The organism is Streptomyces oryzae, from assembly GCF_017676365.1.
Taxonomy (GTDB): Bacteria; Actinomycetota; Actinomycetes; order Streptomycetales; family Streptomycetaceae; genus Streptomyces; species Streptomyces oryzae.
In genome coordinates this window covers 20437-38024 of sequence record NZ_JADKMA010000056.1, presented here as the reverse complement: position 1 = coordinate 38024, position 17588 = coordinate 20437, and the positions used below count along the sequence as shown (strand labels likewise).

The 17588-nt window shown below is 72.2% G+C and carries 21 protein-coding genes; 11 read left to right on the top strand and 10 right to left on the bottom strand.

Features of this window, described 5'->3' with window-relative positions; all coding sequences use genetic code 11:
• Positions 1-10 precede the first annotated feature (10 nt).
• From ITI46_RS13395 to ITI46_RS13375, 5 genes are all read right to left on the bottom strand, one after another.
• Positions 11-673: an urease accessory protein UreF gene (locus ITI46_RS13395; RefSeq protein ID WP_209239740.1), complete on the bottom strand. Its 663-nt coding sequence runs from the start codon at positions 671-673 to the stop codon at positions 11-13.
• Between the two features lie 10 nt (positions 674-683).
• On the bottom strand, positions 684-2405 hold the full coding sequence (locus ITI46_RS13390) for an urease subunit alpha (RefSeq protein ID WP_209239739.1): 1722 nt from the start codon (positions 2403-2405) through the stop codon (positions 684-686).
• Entirely contained in the window at positions 2398-2727 is a 330-nt protein-coding gene (locus ITI46_RS13385) for an urease subunit beta (RefSeq protein WP_209239738.1), read from the bottom strand. The genes ITI46_RS13390 and ITI46_RS13385 overlap by 8 nt, the downstream gene beginning before the upstream one ends.
• 26 nt (positions 2728-2753) lie before the next feature.
• The gene (locus ITI46_RS13380; protein WP_209239744.1) at positions 2754-3056 is read right to left on the bottom strand and encodes an urease subunit gamma; all 303 of its coding nucleotides are present in this window, start codon (positions 3054-3056) and stop codon (positions 2754-2756) included.
• A 294-nt stretch (positions 3057-3350) separates the two neighbouring features.
• Positions 3351-3983 carry a TetR/AcrR family transcriptional regulator gene (locus ITI46_RS13375; protein ID WP_209239737.1) on the bottom strand — a complete coding sequence of 211 codons (633 nt, stop codon included), beginning with the start codon at positions 3981-3983 and terminating at the stop codon, positions 3351-3353.
• A gap of 150 nt (positions 3984-4133) precedes the next feature.
• Between ITI46_RS13375 and ITI46_RS13370 the strand changes: the two genes are divergently transcribed.
• Positions 4134-5183: an ABC transporter permease gene (locus tag ITI46_RS13370; RefSeq protein WP_209239736.1), complete on the top strand. Its 1050-nt coding sequence runs from the start codon at positions 4134-4136 to the stop codon at positions 5181-5183.
• 137 nt (positions 5184-5320) lie between these two features.
• Entirely contained in the window at positions 5321-6304 is a 984-nt protein-coding gene (locus ITI46_RS13365) for a M28 family metallopeptidase (protein ID WP_307808161.1), read from the top strand.
• Between the two features lie 18 nt (positions 6305-6322).
• Here the strand turns inward: ITI46_RS13365 and ITI46_RS13360 are convergent, their stop codons facing one another.
• Complete coding sequence (locus tag ITI46_RS13360; protein WP_209239734.1) at positions 6323-6646, bottom strand: type II toxin-antitoxin system Phd/YefM family antitoxin; 324 nt, start codon at positions 6644-6646, stop codon at positions 6323-6325.
• A gap of 213 nt (positions 6647-6859) precedes the next feature.
• Between ITI46_RS13360 and ITI46_RS13355 the strand changes: the two genes are divergently transcribed.
• The 4 genes from ITI46_RS13355 to ITI46_RS13340 all read left to right on the top strand — a co-directional run bounded on the left by ITI46_RS13355 (position 6860) and on the right by ITI46_RS13340 (position 9816).
• Positions 6860-7495, top strand: coding sequence for an ATP-dependent Clp protease proteolytic subunit (locus tag ITI46_RS13355; RefSeq protein WP_280634765.1), 636 nt, complete (start codon positions 6860-6862; stop codon positions 7493-7495).
• 7 nt (positions 7496-7502) lie between these two features.
• Entirely contained in the window at positions 7503-7826 is a 324-nt protein-coding gene (locus ITI46_RS13350; RefSeq protein ID WP_209239732.1) for a hypothetical protein, read from the top strand.
• A gap of 336 nt (positions 7827-8162) precedes the next feature.
• Entirely contained in the window at positions 8163-9146 is a 984-nt protein-coding gene (locus ITI46_RS13345; protein WP_307808160.1) for a DMT family transporter, read from the top strand.
• 10 nt (positions 9147-9156) lie between these two features.
• The gene (locus ITI46_RS13340; protein WP_209239730.1) at positions 9157-9816 is read left to right on the top strand and encodes a GNAT family N-acetyltransferase; all 660 of its coding nucleotides are present in this window, start codon (positions 9157-9159) and stop codon (positions 9814-9816) included.
• Between the two features lie 28 nt (positions 9817-9844).
• On the opposite strand, the gene ITI46_RS13335 is transcribed toward ITI46_RS13340, so the two are convergent.
• Positions 9845-10276 (bottom strand): ATP-binding protein, encoded by a 432-nt coding sequence (locus tag ITI46_RS13335; RefSeq protein ID WP_209239729.1) that lies wholly within the window; start codon positions 10274-10276, stop codon positions 9845-9847.
• 257 nt (positions 10277-10533) lie between these two features.
• Positions 10534-11694, bottom strand: coding sequence for an 8-amino-7-oxononanoate synthase (locus ITI46_RS13330; protein ID WP_209239728.1), 1161 nt, complete (start codon positions 11692-11694; stop codon positions 10534-10536).
• A gap of 251 nt (positions 11695-11945) precedes the next feature.
• On the opposite strand from ITI46_RS13330, the gene bioB reads away from it, so the two are divergent.
• The 3 genes from bioB (at position 11946) to bioD (ending at position 15199) form a co-directional block, all read left to right on the top strand.
• Positions 11946-13034 (top strand): biotin synthase BioB, encoded by a 1089-nt coding sequence (bioB, locus tag ITI46_RS13325; RefSeq protein WP_209239727.1) that lies wholly within the window; start codon positions 11946-11948, stop codon positions 13032-13034.
• Positions 13027-14352, top strand: a complete 1326-nt coding sequence (locus ITI46_RS13320) for an adenosylmethionine--8-amino-7-oxononanoate transaminase (RefSeq protein ID WP_209239726.1) — start codon at positions 13027-13029, stop codon at positions 14350-14352. The genes bioB and ITI46_RS13320 overlap by 8 nt, the downstream gene beginning before the upstream one ends.
• Positions 14353-14461: 109 nt before the next feature.
• Complete coding sequence (bioD, locus tag ITI46_RS13315) at positions 14462-15199, top strand: dethiobiotin synthase (protein ID WP_209239725.1); 738 nt, start codon at positions 14462-14464, stop codon at positions 15197-15199.
• 8 nt (positions 15200-15207) lie between these two features.
• Here the strand turns inward: bioD and ITI46_RS13310 are convergent, their stop codons facing one another.
• Together ITI46_RS13310 and ITI46_RS13305 are read right to left on the bottom strand one after the other, a co-directional pair.
• A complete protein-coding gene (locus ITI46_RS13310; protein WP_209239724.1) occupies positions 15208-15579 on the bottom strand; it encodes a fic family toxin-antitoxin system, toxin component in 372 nt (123 codons plus the stop codon).
• Positions 15576-15851 (bottom strand): toxin-antitoxin system HicB family antitoxin, encoded by a 276-nt coding sequence (locus tag ITI46_RS13305; RefSeq protein ID WP_307808159.1) that lies wholly within the window; start codon positions 15849-15851, stop codon positions 15576-15578. The genes ITI46_RS13310 and ITI46_RS13305 overlap by 4 nt, the downstream gene beginning before the upstream one ends.
• A gap of 143 nt (positions 15852-15994) precedes the next feature.
• Here ITI46_RS13305 and ITI46_RS13300 point away from each other — a divergent pair, with 143 nt between their 5' ends.
• Together ITI46_RS13300 and ITI46_RS13295 are read left to right on the top strand one after the other, a co-directional pair.
• A complete protein-coding gene (locus tag ITI46_RS13300) occupies positions 15995-16900 on the top strand; it encodes a TIGR03621 family F420-dependent LLM class oxidoreductase (RefSeq protein ID WP_209239723.1) in 906 nt (301 codons plus the stop codon).
• A gap of 53 nt (positions 16901-16953) precedes the next feature.
• Positions 16954-17388: a GNAT family N-acetyltransferase gene (locus ITI46_RS13295; protein WP_209239722.1), complete on the top strand. Its 435-nt coding sequence runs from the start codon at positions 16954-16956 to the stop codon at positions 17386-17388.
• Positions 17389-17588 lie beyond the last annotated feature (200 nt).

The window sequence follows — 17588 nt, the reverse complement described above, 5'->3', positions numbered from 1 at the left end:
GCTCGGGAGGTCAGGAGGCGAAGAGGCGCACCGGCCAGGTGGCGTGCTGCTCGGCGGTGATGTCCAGGAGCGGCGCCGAGGCGGCCGGCAGGTCCGCGACCGCGCCCCTGCTCGCGGCCTCGGCCTGCCGCGCCACCTCGTCCGTCTCGGCGGCGAGCCGGGCCAGTACCGCGGTGGCGTCGAACGGATCGAGGCTGAGCAGCCGGATCACCGCCGTCGCAGGGCCGCTGACGCTCTCGTAGGCGGCGGCCTGCGCCGCGTCCAGCGGGGTGAGGCCCGCCGAGCGGGCTGTCAGCCCCAGCACGACGGGCTGGTGCGCCCCCTTGGGGCGGGCCCCGGCCAGCGCGTCCAGCTCGGGGCCCGGCCAGGTGGCCCGCGCGGCCCGCATCAGCTGCCGGCCCAGCCGCCGGGCGGTACGGCGCAGTACCGGCGAGGGAGTGCGGGCGTCGGCGGCCTCGTCCAGCGCGAGAGGGTCGTGCCCCGCGGCGGCAGCGGCGGAGAGGGCAGCCGCGGTCAGGCCGGCCGTGTGCAGCCGGCTCCTGCAGAACTCCGCGAGGGTGGCGGCGTCATGGATCCGGCCCGCTCTGACGGCTGCCTCCGCGCCGCCCGAGTGCGCGTGCCCGCCTGCGGGGAACCTGCCGTCGGCGAGCAGCAGCAGTGCGGCAGCGCTCATTTCCAGCACCTCAGAAAAGGAAGTACCGCTGGGCCATGGGCAACGTCTCGGCAGGCGCGGGCTCGACCGGCGTCCCGTCGATGGTGACGGTGAACGTGTCGGGGTCGACCCGCACCTCGGGCCGCGCGTCGTTCTGCCGCATGTCGGCCTTGGTGACGGAACGGGTGTTGCGGATGGCGACGAACCGCTTGGTGAGGGGCAGCTTTTCCGGCAGCCCGTCGTCAAGAGCGCTCTGTGTCACGAAGTTGACGGAGTTGGCTCCCGGAGCGCGTCCGCGCGCCCCGAACATGGGCCGGGGCAGCACCGGCTGCGGGGTGGGGATGGACGCGTTGGCGTCGCCCATCTGCGCGTAGGCGATCTGCCCGCCCTTGAGTACGAGCTGGGGTTTGACGCCGAAGAACGCGGGGTCCCACAGCACCAGGTCGGCGAGCTTGCCCGGTTCAACGGAGCCGATCTCGGCGTCCATGCCCTGCGCGACGGCAGGGTTGATCGTGTATTTGGCGACATAGCGGCGTGCCCGCAGATTGTCGGCGCGCCCGTCGCCCGTGAGGGTGCCGTACCGCTCCTTCATCACATGCGCCGTCTGCCAGGTGCGCAGCACGACTTCGCCGATGCGGCCCATGGCCTGCGAGTCGGAGGAGATGATCGAGATGGCGCCGAGGTCGTGCAGGGTGTCCTCGGCCGCGATGGTGCTGGGCCGGATGCGCGACTCGGCGAAGGCGAGGTCTTCCGGGACGGCCGGGTTGAGGTGGTGGCAGACCATCAGCATGTCGAGGTGTTCCTCGATGGTGTTGACGGTGTGCGGCCGGGTCGGGTTGGTGGAGGAGGGCAGCACGTTGGGCTCGGCGACGACGGTGATGATGTCGGGCGCGTGCCCGCCGCCGGCCCCTTCGGTGTGGTACGCGTGGATTCCGCGTCCGGCGATCGCGGCGAGGGTGTCGCCGACGAAACCGGCCTCGTTGAGGGTGTCGGTGTGGATGGCGACCTGGGCGCCGGTCTCCTCGCAGACGGACAGACACGCGTCGATGGCGGCCGGGGTGGCGCCCCAGTCCTCGTGGATCTTGAACCCGACGGCGCCGCCCCGCAGTTGGGCGAGCATCGCGTCGCGCGAGACGGTGTTGCCCTTGCCGAGCAGCCCCACGTTGACCGGCAGTCCGTCCATGCCCTCCAGGGTGCGCGCGGTGTGCCAGGCGCCGGGGGTGACGGTGGTGGCCTTGGAGCCCTCGGCGGGTCCGGTGCCGCCGCCGACGAGCGTGGTGATGCCCGCGGCGAGCGCCTCGTCGGCGAGTTGCGGGCAGATGAAGTGGACGTGCGCGTCGATGGCACCGGCGGTGAGGATCTTGCCGTTGCCCGCGATGATCTCCGTCTCGGGGCCGATGACCAGGGCGGCGTGTACGCCGTCCATGGTGTCGGGGTTGCCCGCCTTGCCCAGCGCCGTGATGCGCCCGTCGCGGATGCCGATGTCGGCCTTGACGACGCCCCAGTGGTCGAGCACGAGAGCTCCGGTGATCACCGTGTCCGGGGCGCCATCGGCGCGGGTGGTGAGCGCCTGGCCCATGGACTCGCGGATCACCTTGCCGCCGCCGAACACGGCCTCGTCGCCGGAGCGTCCGGGCCCGCCGGAGAGGTCGTCCTCGATCTCGACGAGGAGGCAGGTGTCGGCGAGCCGTACCCGGTCGCCGGTGGTGGGGCCGAACAGATCGGCGTACGCGGGGCGGGACAGCTCACGCATCGGGGGAACCTCCCGCGTCGAGCGAACCTCCCGCGGCGGACCTCAGCCCCGCGATGACGCGCCTGCCGCCTATCGGGACGAGGGTCACCTCGACCGGGATGCCGGGTTCGAAGCGGACGGCGGTGCCGGCGGCGATGCCGAGGCGCTTGCCCCACGCGGCCTCGCGGTCGAAGTCCAGCCCGGGATTTGCCTCGGCGAAGTGGTAGTGGGAGCCGACCTGCACGGGGCGGTCGGCGGCGTTGAGCACGGTCAGCCGGGTGACTTCGGCGCCCGCGTTGAGCGGGACCGGCTCGTCGGCGTAAAGGATCTCTCCGGGGATCATGGGGTGGCGGCTCCTCGTCGGCGCGGTCAGGAGATGGGCTCGTGCACGGTGACGAGCTTGGTGCCGTCGGGGAACGTCGCCTCGACCTGGACGTCGTGGAGCATCTCGGGGATGCCCTCCATGACGTCGTCGCGGGTCAGGACCGTACGCCCGGACTCCATCAGCTGTGCGACGCTCCGCCCGTCGCGGGCCCCTTCGAGCACGTGCGCCGTGATGAGAGCCACGGCCTCCGGGTGGTTGAGGCGCACACCGCGGTCCTTGCGCCGCTGTGCCACATCGGCCGCGACGTGGATGAGCAGCCGCTCCTGCTCGTGCGGGGTCAATTGCATAGTCTCCACCTCACCGTCGTCGCCGGGCCCGGGAATGCCCTTGGTCACTCGCGGCGACGACACACGCCGGTAGATGTATCACACAGGTGACTTTCGGCCGCCCACTGCCCCGGACATTACGGCAGCACCGTTTCACCGGCGTTAACACTCCGGCGCCTGCCGGTCCTGTTCCGATGAGGGGCTCTGCCCCTGCCCGTCGGCTGCGGACTGCGGGCTGTTGGGGGCTTGGGGGCACCCCTGCTCGAAGAGCTCGGGGGAGCAGTTCCCCGCGCACCCCTTACGGGGCGCGTCTGTTCAGCGGCTCTTCCGGCGTTCGTCCGGCACCGACATGGACACCAGCGCCCGCAACCCCTTCGCGAACTCCTCGGGTGTGATCCCGCCCCACAGCGCCTGCTGCACGAAGTACCCCTGTACGGCGCCGACAAGGATGCGGGCCACGTGCAACGTGTCGGCCTCGGGGTCGACCCACCCCCGCGCCTGGTACTCCCCGACGAGCCGCGCCCACTGCGCGGAAAGGTGCCCGTACGCCTCGGTCATCGTCTCGGCGAGCTCGGCATTGCGCAGCCCCTCGCTCCACACCTGCACCAGCAGCCGGGGCAGTTCCCTGGGGTCCTCCCCCGCGCCGATGGATTCCTGGAGCCGGCCGAAGACCTCGGTGAACAACTCGTCCGGACTCGGCGGAACCTCGGCCGCCACCACCCGGTCGAAGGAGGTCCTGATGGTCTCCAGCGCCTCCGCCGCCACGGCTGCGATGATCTCTTCCTTGCTGCGGAAGTAGCGGTAGACGGCGCCCGCGGACAGCCCGCTCTCTTTGAGCACGTCCTGCATGGACGTGGCGTGGAAGCCGTTGCGGAGGAAGCAGCGCCGGGCGCCGTCCACGATCTGGCGACGGCGGGCTTCGAGGTGCTCGGGGGATACGCGGGCCATAGCGGCAGCCTAAAACGAACGTTCCTTCTTGACAATCGACGCGTCCGGAGGGACGGTATGGCCGTCGAGAAAAACGAACGATCCTTCTCTTTACTGTTCCGCCTCTTTCTCACCCCCGTTCCGCCTCTACTCACACCGGAAGGTCACCCCATGGCCACGACGCCCGCCCCCTCCCCCGGCCGCGCCCGGGGGCCGCTCACTCTCCTGGTGGCGGTCCCGCTGATCGTCGCATTCGCACTGTGGGCCTTCGCCTGGCCCGCCGCCCGCACCGCACCCCGCGATCTGCCGCTCGGCGTCGCGGGACCGCCCGCCGCCGTCGAGCAACTGACGGGCCAACTGCAACAGCACAAGGGCGCCTTCGAGGTGCACCGCTACCACGACGAGGCCGCGGCACGGAAGGCGATACGGGACCGCGAGGTCTACGGCGCGGTGGTGGCCTCCCCTTCCGGGCCGAAGATGCTGACCGCGAGCGCCGCCGGACCCGTGGTCGCCCAGCTGTTGACGCAGGCCGCGAGCCGGACCGCGCCCGAGGGCACGACTGTGCACACCGAGGATGTGGTGCCGGCACCCCCGAACGACCCACGGGGTGCCGTGCTGAGTACGAGCGTGCTGCCGCTCGCCCTCGCCGGGGTGCTGGCCGGAGCGCTGACCGTGCTGCTGCGGCTGCGCGGTACGCGAGCCGTGGGAGCGCTGATGGGGGCCGCCGCGCTGGTCGGCCTCGTGGCTGCCGCGCTGGCCGACAGCTGGCTCGGCGCGCTGTCCGGCAACTGGTGGGCCGAGGCGGCCGCGTTCGGACTGACCGTGCTCGCCGTGAGCTCCACCGTGGCGGGCCTCGGAGCGCTGCTGGGCCCGAAGGGCATCGGTCTCGGCGGTCTGCTCTCGGTACTGCTGGGCAACCCGTGGTCGGGGGTGTCCAGCGCCCCGGAGATGCTGCCCGAACCGCTGGGAGCGCTGGGGCAGTTGCTGCCGCCGGGAGCGGGCGGGACGCTGCTGCGGGGTGTCGGCCTCTTCGACGGACGGGCCGTGGACACGCCCGTGCTGGTGCTGACCGCGTGGACGGTGCTGGGGCTCCTCGCGGTGACGGTCGGCGGTCTACGCGGCGAAGGGGCACGGACCAGGAGCGAGGAGACCGGGGGTGAGGCGACCGGAACCGCCGGGACCACCGTTCTCCGTAACCGCCTGTCCGATATGCGCTCTTGACGGGGCGACAGCCCCGCACCATTCTCATGTCCGCGTCAGACGACTGCTCCATGTCGCCTGTTCCATGTCGCCGCTCCGGGCGATGGCTGCCGTCACCGGCAGCGCCGACACCCCCCACACAGCATCGGAGCTCAGCAGTGATACGCGGACCTCAAAGACAACAGCACCGCGCGCCCCGCACACACCGCGCCACCCTCGCCACCTCGGCCGGGACCGTACTCGCGCTCGCCCTGCTGGCCGCCGCCGGCGGGGCTGCGCAGGCCAGCCCCGGCACCCGGGCGGCCGAGGCGCCCGACATCGACGTCTCAGCAGTCCAACAGGACCTCAAGGACCTCCAGTCCATCGCCGAGGACAACGGCGGCAACCGCGCCCACGGGCAGCCGGGGTACCGGGCCTCCCTCGACTACGTGAAGAAGAAGCTGGACGCGGCGGGCTTCAAGACCACCGTGCAGGAGTTCACCAGCGGCGGCTCCACCGGCTACAACCTCATCGCGGACTGGCCCAAGGGCGGCACCGGGGAGACCGTGATGGCCGGCTCCCACCTGGACTCGGTCGACTCGGGCCCGGGCATCAACGACAACGGCTCCGGCTCGGCCGGGGTGCTGGAGACCGCGCTGGCCGTCGCCAAGGCGGACCTGAAGCCGGGCAAGCATCTGCGGTTCGCCTGGTGGGGAGCCGAGGAGGAGGGCCTGGTGGGCTCCAGCCACTACGTCGACAGCCTCTCCAAGGACGAGCTCGGCAAGATCGACACGTATCTGAACTTCGACATGATCGGCTCGCCCAACGCGGGCCACTTCGTCTACGACGACGATGCCGCGGTCGAGTCGGTCCTCAAGGACTGGTTCAGCTCCAAGGGCGTCGAGACGGAGGCGTCCGAGGAGACCAACGGGCGCAGCGACCACGCCCCGTTCAAGCAGGCCGGCGTCACCGTCGGCGGCAGCTTCACGGGAGCGGGCGAGGAGAAGACCAAGGCACAGGCCGACAAGTGGGGCGGCAAGGCCGGCGAGCCGTACGACGCGTGCTACCACTCCAAGTGCGACGACACCTCGAACATCGACGAGAAGGCGCTCGACCTGCACAGCGACGCCATCGCACAGGCGGTCTGGAAGCTCAGCTCCTGACCCTCGGCCCCTACGGGCTCAACTCCCCTGGCCCGGCCGCCGCTCCCCGGCGGCCGGGCCGCGGTGTTCGGCGGCGATCCCGAACCGGCGCGCCTCGCGCGGCACCGCACCCCCGCCGACCTCCCGGAACCCGGAGACGGTGCTGATGATCTCCTCGGACTCCGGCTGCTCCGCTTCCGCGGCGTCCAGCTGCTCCAGACGTTCCAGGTCGGCGGCCGACACCAGCCCCACGAGCGGCTTCCCGTGCCGGGTGACGACAACGCGCTCATCGCCGTAGACGACCCGATTGATCAGATCCGCCAGCTCGGCCCGCGCCTGCGTCACCGGAATCTCGTAAGCCATGCCGCCATTCTAGGGGTGGGCACAAAACCGCAGGTAACGGGCTATTTGCAGGCTGTTCTGGCTTCGCCTTCAGCGGAATCGGCCCTGTTGCAGGGGTCGTTGGGCGCTGACCGTGGCAGGCTGCTTCACGTACGTTCTGTACAGCCTGTACATTTCTCGCCGCGAGAGTGGAGTGCGAACGCCATGCGGAATCAGCCGACAGCACCGACAGCTCTGACAGCACCGACAGCCCGCTACGTCCTGCCCGAGTTCACCGAGCGCACCAGCAGCGGGATGCGGACGATGGATCCGTACTCGAAGCTCATGGAGGAGCGGATCGTCTTTCTCGGCACACAGATCGACGACACCTCGGCCAACGACGTCATGGCGCAGCTGATCCACCTCGAACACGCGGCCCCTGACCAGGACATCTCGCTGTACATCAACTCCCCCGGCGGCTCGTTCACGGCCATGACCGCGATCTACGACACGATGCGCTTCGTCTCCTGCGACATCGAGACCGTCTGCCTGGGACAGGCGGCCTCGGCCGCCTCCGTACTGCTGGCCGCCGGGGCACCGGGCAAGCGGCTCGCACTGCCGGGGGCGCGCATCCTCATCCACCAGCCGTCGCTCAACGAGCCGATCCAGGGGCAGTCCAGCGACCTGGAGATCCAGGCACGGGAGCTGCTGCGGACCCGCGAGATGCTGGAGGAGCTGTACGAGCGGCACACCGGGCAGCCGCGGAACAAGATCAGCCAGGACATCGAGCGCGACAAGATCTTCACCGCGCAGCAGGCCGTCGACTACGGCCTCGTCGACCGGCTGACCACCAGCCGCAAGTCGTCCCCTCTCACACCCGCGCGGCGGTGAGGCCCGGATGAGCCGCGGCCTGCCGCCCGACCTGCCGCCCCTGCCCGCACTGACCCGCGCCGAGTGCGAGGTGGTCGACGCCTATCTGGAGGTGCTCGATCTGCTGGGCCGGATCAACCCGGCGCGCGGCCGCGACACCTACGGCGGGCTGCGCGCCGCGCAGGGCCTGGTCAGCAAGGCGGCCCGGCTGCGGGACGCGCTCGTGCTGATGCACGAGCGCGGGGAGAGTGAGCTGCATGCGGCGACGTTGGAGCGGGCCCTGCGGGTGCTGGACGGGGAACGGAGGGCCGGGCTGGTGGGGCCGCCCGCCCCGAAGCCCCGTGCGACTTAGACCGCTGCGGCGGGAGATTCCCTGCTCGCATGTTCCGGTGAGGGAGTGCCCCTGTTCGTCGGTTGCGGGCTGCGGGTTGTTGGGGGCTTGTCGCGCAGTTCCCCGCGCCCCTTTGGGGCGCTGCATAGTTCCCCGCATTTGAATTGCAGGTGACGGCTGCTGGTCTGGGTGCTTAGGGTGCTGATCATGATTTCGGCGAAGCTGACTGTTTCTCCGCCCACCGCGTAAGGCGGGCGGCCACACACGGCGCCGCGACGGATGCGACTGTCCATCGCGGGGGTCGGTGGTGCCCGCGGACGGGACCACCTTTCACCCCTCCTTACGCGGAGCGCATTCGTGCCGACTTCTTCTTCCGGTTCTGCCGGTTCTCATGACCTGCCCGTCGGGCGTGGTCTGCTCTTCCTCGCCGCTGCCGGTGCCACTTGGGGCACCACGGGCGCGGCCGTCGATCTCGTCTACTCCTCCAGCGACCTGGGGCCGCTCGCGCTGTCCTTCTGGCGCTATGTCAGCGGACTCGCGCTGCTGCTCCTCGGCCGTGCCGTACTGCGGTGTGCCGTACTGCGGCGGCTGCGGCCGCACGGCACCGCCGAGGTGCCGCGGCTGCGCCCCGCCCTGCCGCGCTCCCGGTTCGTGCTGCGGCTTGCGACCGGGCTGTGTCTGGCCGTCTTCCAGACGGCCTACTTCGCCGCCGTACCGGCGACGGGGGTGGCGGTCGCCACCATCGTGACGCTGGGCGGCGCCCCGGTGTTCGTGGCGCTCGGTGCCCGGCTCGCGCTGCGCGAACGGCTCGGCCGGGGCGGAGCCGGTGCCGTGGCCGCGGCGCTGGCCGGGCTCGCCGTTCTGGTGCTGGGCGACGGGAGCGGGGGAGTGCACCTGGGCGGTGTCGCCCTCGCCCTGCTGGCCGCTGCGGCGTTCGCGGTCTCGGTGGTGCTGGCCCGCTGGGTCGGCAGTGCGGGACTGCAGGAGAGCTCCTTCACCCTCACCGCCTGGTCGTTCGGGGTGGGCGCCCTCGTACTGCTGCCGTTCGCGCTGGCCGAGGGCGTACTGCCGCACTCCGGTGAACTGGTGCGTGTGGTGTTGTTGTTGCTGTACGTGGCGGCGGTGCCCACGGCGCTGGCGTATCCGCTGTACTTCGCCGGAGCAGCCGTCGTGCGGGCCGCCACGGCTTCGGTGGTGATGCTGATCGAGCCGGTCAGCGCCGCCGTGCTCGCCGTCGGGCTGCTCGGGGAACGGCTGACCGTGCCGATGCTCGTGGGCACGCTGGTGCTGCTGACAGCGGTGGTGTTCCTGACCCGGGCAGAAGCGGCACAGACCGCTTAGGCTCTCGCGGATGGACACGCTGGCGAAGATCCTCGCAGCCGCCGCGCGGGGCGAATTCCCGCCTTCCGACGGCGGATTGACCGTGCTGCCGCAGCCCTCACCCCGCGACGCGGGTGTGCTGGCGCTGACCGGCCACGCGGTGGTCTTCGCCGACGTGCCACCCGAGTGGGTACGGCGCCTGCTGCCGCCCGGCGACCTGGGCGCCCCGCTCGGGCCGCCGTTCCTCTCGGCGCTGTGCGCCCGTACCGGCCGGTGGGCGGAAACCCATGACGTGCTGCTCGCCCTCCCTCCAAGTGCGGACACCGCGGCGGACGGCACTGGCCGGGCCGGCGCGTTGGTGGAGAGCTTCGACCAGTCGCACCCGCGGGTGAAGCGGGCCCTGGCGCACCGTTCGAACGTGCGGGTGTGGACGGCGGAGGGCGGCACGGTGCTGACCGGACGCGGTGTGGCGGATCGCTGGGAAGTGGCCGTCGAAGTGGATCGCACAGCGCGCGGCACCGGACTGGGCCGCGCGCTGGCCGCCGCCGCGCGGTCGCTCGTACCGGCGGACGAGACGCTGTGGGCGCAGGTGGCGCCGGGGAACGCGGCGAGCCTGCGGGCTTTCCTGGCGGCGGGCTTCACACCGGTCGGCGCCGAGGTCCTGCTCTCCCGGGAGAATGCCGCGGGGTGAGCCGGGGCGCGTCGTCACCGTGGGCGCGTCAGCCGGCCGGCACCGGCAGCCAGGGGAGTTCGACCCAGACGGTCTTGCCACCGTCGGAGGTGGGGGCGATGCGCATCCGGCCGCCGGACTCGGCGGTCAGCGTGCGGATGATCACCAGTCCGCGGCCGTTGTCCTGCTGCACGGCAGCGGGCAGTCGGCGCGGCCTGCCCGGATGGCTGTCGGTGACGCCCAGGCACAGCCGCTCGGCGCCCTCCAGACGCAGCTCGACGGTGAAGGTGGGCGAGCGGCCCAAAGTGTGCTGGACGGCGTTGGTGGCCAGCTCGGAGACGATCAGGCGCAGCGACTCCATGGCGTCCGCGTCGTCGGGCAGCCCCCAGGCCCGGAGGGTACCGGTGACGTGTCTGCGGGCGGCGGTGACGGAAGCGGGTGAGCTCGGCAGTGTGATCGTCGCTTCCTGCTGGTCTGCCATGGCGAGGCCGTCCCTTTCCCGGGGCCGTTGGCTCCTCCGTCGCGCGGCAGCGGGCCCAGGCTCCGTCCCCGCACAGCGAGGCGGGCGTCCCGGGCAACCGCTGCGCGACAGAGTGCCACTCCTCGCGGCGCCGTGCGGCCGATCCCCCTGCTTGCGCGGACTTCTGTCGCCCGAAGCGGTGAACTCTGCCAGGTCAGGCCACATTCGGCGGCGGAACCCCCTCGCCGGACGCGGCCCGCCCACTCGGTGCGGCAGGGTCAGGCCGGGTGCGGGGCCGTGGCGATCACGGTGTTCGCCGCGTGGGCGAGCGCCGTCTCGTCGAGGTCGCCGCGGGCGGTCAGCCGCAAGCGGGAGACGCCGTCGGGGACGGACGGAGGGCGGAAGCAGCCGACATGGATACCCGCGGCCCGGCAGTCGGCGGCCCAGCGCACCGCGGCGTGCGGGGAGGGGGCGCGTACCGAGACCACGGCGGCGTCGGGGCGGGTGGCGTCGAGCCCGGCGGCGGTCAGCCGGGCGTGCAGTTCAGTGGCGACGGCGCGGGTGTAGGCCGCGCGCCCTGGTTCGCGGCGTAGCAGGCGCAGCGCTCCAAGCGCGGCGCCCGAGGCAGCGGGGGCCAGGCCGGTGTCGAAGATGAAGGTCCGCGCGGTGTTGACCAGATGCGCGATGACGTGCTCGGGCCCCAGCACGGCGCCGCCCTGGCTGCCCAGCGACTTGGAGAGGGTGACCGTCACCACCGTCCCCGGGGTGCCGGCGAGCCCCGCCGCGTGGGGCGCGCCGCGGCCGCCGTCACCGAGCACGCCGAGGCCGTGTGCGTCATCGACCAGCAGCCCGGCGCCCGCCGCAGTGCAGACGGAGGCGAGCGCCGGCAGCGGTGCCGCGTCGCCGTCGACGGAGAAGACGGAGTCGGTGACGACGAGCGCGGGTCCGTCTTCCGTGTGGGCGTCCAGCGCCTTGGCCACGGCCTCCGGGTCGGCGTGGGCTGCGACGGCGGTTCGGGCCCTGGACAGCCGGCAGCCGTCGATCAGCGAGGCGTGGTTGTGGGCGTCGGAGACGAGGAGCCCGCCGCCGCCCGACGCGTTGGTGAGCGCGGTGACCGCGGCGAGGTTGGCCGCGTATCCGGAGGAGAGGACGAGCGCTGCCTCGAAGCCGCAGAACTCGGCCAGCTCCTTCTCCAGCCGGGCGTGCAGCTCGGTCGAACCGGTCACCAGGCGGGAGCCGCTCGCGCCCGCGCCCCAGCGCCGGGCCGCCTCGGCGGCTGCGGCGACGACTTCAGGGTGCCGGGAGAGGCCGAGGTAGTCGTTGCCGGCCAGGTCGAGCAGCGGGGAGTCGGCGGGGCGCGGGGCCAGGGTGCGCAACAGCCCTGCGGCGCGGCGGGTCTCCAGTGCCGCGGCCGTCCACGCGAAGGGGTCCTGGGACATGGGGGCTCTCTTCGTCACCCGGCCTCGGGGGTCGGCTCGGAGTCGGCTGGGGGTTGCTGGGATTGCTGGGGATGGGCTGGGGATGGGCTGAGGTTGGGCAATCTGTTTGTAGGCAGCCGGTTTGTAGGCAGTCAATAGAACCTAACCTGCCATGGCAGAGGTCGACGTGTGACAACATCCACACCTCGCTCAAGCGGTCTTGTAGGCTTCCTCCATTACCCGGCACGGTCGCATGGGCAAGGATCGTGCCCATGGACGACCTGCTGAACTCTCTGGTGAACAAGGGGCTCCGCGGCGAGACGCCCACCCGCCACGAGGCACTCGCGGTACTGCGGACCTCGGACGACGAGCTGCTCGATGTGGTGGCGGCCGCCGGCAAGGTGCGCCGCCGGTGGTTCGGGAAGCGGGTGAAACTCAACTATCTGGTGAACCTCAAGTCCGGGCTGTGCCCCGAGGACTGCTCGTACTGCTCACAGCGGCTCGGCTCCGAGGCCGGGATCCTCAAGTACACCTGGCTCAAGCCGGAAGAGGCAGCGGACGCCGCGGCGGCGGGAGTGCGGGGCGGCGCCAAGCGGGTCTGCGTGGTGGCCAGCGGACGTGGTCCCACCGACCGCGACATCGACCGGGTCTCCAAGACGATCGAGGCCATCAAGGACCGGAACGAGGACGTCGAGGTCTGCGCCTGCCTCGGACTGCTCTCCGACGGCCAGGCGGAGCGGCTGCGCGCTGCGGGGGCCGACGCCTACAACCACAACCTCAACACGTCCGAGGCCACCTACGCGGACATCTGCACCACGCACACCTACGAGGACCGGGTCGAGACCGTCAAGCAGGCGCGGGGCGCCGGGCTCTCGCCGTGCTCGGGGCTGATCGCGGGGATGGGCGAGACCGACGAGGACCTGGTCGATGTGGCCTTCTCGCTGCGGGAGCTGGACGCGGACTCGGTGCCGGTCAACTTCCTGCTGCCGTTCGAGGGCACGCCGCTGGCCGACGAGTGGAACCTGTCGCCGCAGCGCGCGCTGCGGATCCTGGCGATGGTGCGGTTCGTCTGCCCGGACGTCGAGGTGCGGCTGGCGGCCGGGCGCGAGGTGCATCTGCGTTCGCTCCAGCCGCTGGCGCTGCACCTGGCCAACTCCCTCTTCCTGGGCGACTACCTCACCAGCGAGGGCCAGGCGGGCAAGGCCGACCTGGAGATGATCGCCGACTCGGGCTTCGAGGTGGAGGGCACCGACACCACCACGCTGCCAGAGCACCGGCGCGAGGAGTCGCCGGCCCACCCCCATGAGCGGGTTGCCGTGCGGCGGCGCGGGGCGGGGACGGAGCTGCCGCCCAATGCCTGAGCGCACCGCCGCCGGGGGGTCCCCGAGCGCCACCGGCACCCTCAGCGCGCTGGACCGGCAGCACGTGTGGCACCCGTACGCAGCGATGCCGGGGACGAGCGACCCGCTGGTGGTGGAGTCGGCTTCGGGCGTACGGCTGCGGCTGGCCGAACCCGCTTACGGGCGGCGGGAGCTGGTCGACGGTATGTCGTCGTGGTGGTCGGCGATCCACGGCTATCGGCACCCGGTGCTGGACGAGGCGGCGCGCGACCAGCTCGGCCGGGTGAGCCATGTGATGTTCGGCGGGCTCACCCACGAGCCCGCCGTCCGGCTGGCCGCGCGGCTCGCCGAGGTCTCCCCCGGCGAGCTGGAGCACGTCTTCCTGTGCGACTCGGGTTCGGTCTCGGTCGAGGTGGCCGTCAAGATGTGCCTCCAGTACTGGCGTTCGCTGGGCCGCCCGGAGAAGCGGCGGCTGATGACGTGGCGCGGCGGCTACCACGGGGACACCTGGCAGCCGATGTCGGTGTGCGACCCGGAGGGCGGAATGCACCACCTGTGGTCGGGTGCGCTGCCCGTGCAGGTCTTCGCCGATGCCCCGCCGGCCGGCTTCGCCGCGGAGCCCGACGAGGAGTACGTCGCCCACCTGCACAAGATGGTGGAGCAGCATGCGCACGAACTGGCCGCCGTCATCGTGGAACCGGTGGTGCAGGGGGCGGGCGGGATGCGGTTCCACTCCCCCGGCTATGTACGGGCGCTGCGCGAGGCGTGCGACGCGCACGGTGTGCTGCTGGTGCTGGACGAGATCGCGACCGGGTTCGGCCGTACGGGAGAGCTGTTCGCCGCGCAGCACGCCGGGGTCACCCCGGATGTGATGTGCGTCGGCAAGGCGCTGACCGGCGGCTATGTGTCGATGGCGGCGACGCTGTGCACCCCGCGCGTGGCGTCGGGGATCGCCCGCGGCTCGGTGCCGGTGCTGGCACACGGGCCCACTTTCATGGGCAACCCGCTGGCCTCCGCGATCGCCGGGGCCTCGCTGGAGCTGCTGCTGTCCCAGGACTGGCAGGCCGAGGTACGGCGGGTGGGCGAAGGACTGCGCGCCGGACTGGCCGCGGCCGCGGGGCTGCCGGGCGTACGGGAGGTGAGCGTGCTGGGCGCGATCGGTGTCGTACGCCTCGACCACGAGGTGGACATCGGCGCCGCGACGCGCGCCGCGGTATCGGCCGGGGTGTGGCTGCGGCCGTTCCGCGACATGGTGTACGCGATGCCGCCGTACGTCACCGACGACGCGGATGTCGCACGGATCGCCGCCGCGATGTGCGCGGCGGCGCGGGAGGGCTGAGATGAACGGCGCATCCGGGACGGACGCATCCGGGATGAATGCATATGGGGCAGGCGCATCCGGGACGAGCGCGCCCGGGGCGGACGCGTCCGGGACGAGCGCGCCCGCGATGGCCGGCCCCCGCGGCGTGCTGTGTGTCTCGGGCGGCGGTACGGAGATCGGCAAGACGGTGACCACCGCGGCGGTGGCGGCCTGCGCGCTGCGGGCCGGGCGTTCGGTGGCCGTGCTCAAGCCCGCACAGACCGGGGTGGCGGCCGGGGAGCCGGGCGATGTGGCCGAGGTGCTGCGGCTGACCGGTGGCGAGGCGGCGGCACCGGGTGCGGTGACCGGCGTCGAACTGGCGCGGTACCCCGAGCCGTTGGCGCCGGAGACGGCGGCCCGGCGCGCGGGGCTGCCGTACGTCTCGGCGCGGGAGGTCGCGGAGGCGGCCGAGAAGCTGGCAGCCTCGCACGATCTGGTGCTGGTCGAGGGCGCGGGCGGGCTGCTGGTGCGGTTCGACGACCAGGGCTCGACGCTGGCGGACGCCGCCCGGCTGCTGGCGGCACCGGTGCTGGTCGTCGTACAGGCGGGCCTCGGCACGCTGAACACGGCGACGCTGACGGCCGAGGCGCTGCGGGCCCGGCGGGTGGAGTGTGCGGGCACGGTCATCGGCAGCACGCCGGCGGCGCCGGGGCTCGCGGAGCGCTGCAACGTCGCGGACCTGCCGCGCTGCTCGGGGCTGCCGCTGCTGGGTGCCGTACCGGAGGGTGCCGGTGCGCTGTCCCCGGCACGCTTCGCGGCGGCTGCGCCGGGCTGGCTGGCGCCGGAGCTGGGCGGCACGGCCGCGGCGCCCACCGCGCTCGGCTGAGCCGTACCTCAGAGGGTCCAGGTCCGCAGCTCCGCTGCGATGGCGGCGACATCGGCGGTGCCGTCCTTGACGAGCCGGGCGAGATCGCGGATCCGCTCCGGCGAGGTGACCACCTTCAGGCCGCTGGCGACGAGGTAGCCGTAGGCCACGGCGGAGGCGAACAGGGCGTTGGACCGCTCCAGCGCGGGCACATGGAGCAGCAGTTGCAACAGCGCGGCGGCGCGGTCGTACGGCTCGGCGTAGACGGGACGGCCGAATATGGCGGCTTCGTGGCGGCTGACGGCGGCGACGAGGGCCCCATAGTCGGTGACGCGGGGATCGCCGGGGGTCTTCTCCTCGGCGAGGATGAGCAGCCAAGCGAGGTCGATGCGTACGGTCACGCCGCGGGCAGGCTTCCGGTCCCGCTCTCCGTCCCGGCCCCGGTGCCGCGCTCGCCAGTGGCGGCGGTGCCGAACTCCTCGGCGAACACCGATTCGTAGCTCTTCATGAAGTCGGCTGCCGCGTCCACGAAGGACCGGCCCACCTCGGCCGCGTCCCGCTGGACCAGCTCCTCGATGTACCGGTTCACGCTCACACCGCGGGCCAGCGCGCGCTCCCTGGCGGCCTGCGCCGTCGCCTCGTCCACCCGGACGTTCATCTGCGTTTTCGCCACACCATCACGCTAGCACCATTCTGCTAGCAGCGAAATGCGGAGGGCCGGGCCATTGCGCCATGGCCGGTGGACGCGGCCATATCTAGGATCAGGGCTCCGTCCGTGCGCCGGTACCAACCCGGCGCTTTTCAGGGAGGGTTGGCATGTCCGGTCCCGTAAGGCCGTTCCGTTTCGGCGTCAACATGGTGGGTTTCGGCTCGGGCGAGGAGTTCAGACAGCGCTGCCGCCGGGCCGAGGAGCAGGGCTACGACACCATTCACGTCCCCGACCACCTGGGCCTGTGCGCGCCCTTCCCCGCGCTGGCAGCCGCCGCCGGGGTGACCGAACGGCCCCGGCTGGGCACCTTCGTGCTGAACGCCGGGTTCTGGAACCCGGCGCTGCTGGCCCGCGAGGTGGCCACGGTCGACCAGCTCTCCGGCGGCCGGCTGGAGCTGGGGCTGGGCGCCGGCTATGTGAAGGCCGAACACGACCAGGCCGGGCTGCCCTTTGCCTCGCCCGGTGGCCGGGTGGACCACCTGGAGCACACCGTCACGGAGCTGACCCGGCTGCTGGCCGACCCCGAGCACGCGCCGCGCCCCGTGCAGGAGCCGGTGCCGCTGCTGATCGGCGGCAACGGTGACCGGGTGCTGAAGCTGGCCGCCCGTACCGCCGCTGTGGCCGCCTTCACCGGCGGGCGGCAGGTGCCGGGCGGGCCCGAGGGCACGATGGAGCTGATCTCCCCGGGAGAGCTGGAGGAGCGGACCAGGACGGCCCTGGCGTTCGCCGAGGAGGCCAGGGAGAGGGACGAGCCGCCGGAGCTGAACTACCTCATCCAGTACGTCGCACAGACCTCCGACCCCGGCGAAGCTCTGGAGCGTCTGCGCCCGTACGGACCGCGGATGAGCGACGAGGAGCTGCTGTCGCACCCGGCCCTGCTGCTGGGCTCCCCCAAGGAGATGGCCGAGCAGCTGCGCGCCCACCGGGAGCGCTTCGGCTTCTCGTACTTCACCGTCCTCGACCCCTACATGGACGACTTCGCGCTGGTGGTGGAGGAACTGCACGGCAGCTGACCGGTGCCCGCCAGGCGAAACATCGTGGCAGCGGCAGGGTGGGCCGTGCTGGGATGCGGGCCATGAGCGATCTTCGGATACGGGCCGCCGCCGAGCGGGACATCGACCAGGTGCTGGCCTTCTGGCGGGAGGCCGCCGAGGGCACCAGCGTCAGCGACGACCGGGACGGGGTCGCCCGGCTGCTCGCGCGCGACCCGGAAGCGCTGTTGCTGGCGGAACGGGACGGGCAGCTGGTCGGCACCGTCATCGCCGGGTGGGACGGCTGGCGCTGCTCCCTGTACCGGCTCGCGGTGCTGCCCTCCCAGCGGCGGCAGGGCATCTCCCGTGCGCTGCTGGCCGCCGCCGAGGAGCGCTTCGCGGCGCTGGGCGGGCGGCGCGGCGACGCGATGGTGTTGGACGAGAACGAGCGGGCACACCGGGCATGGCAGGCCGCCGGTTACGCTCCGCAACCCCAATGGAGCCGTTGGGTCAAGACGCTCACCTCCTGAGCCGGGTGCGGCTCACGTCCGGAGCGGCGTCGGGAACCGGCCGACCCGCATTCCCGTTTACGCTGTACATCGCCGGACCTGCATTCCCGCAGGCCCGGCACAGTCATCGGATCCGAAAGGTGTGAGCGTCCGCCCATGGGCGACCCTCCCAGTAGTGGCCCCCGCAGCAGCCCACGACATCGCGCGTACCGGCGCCCCCT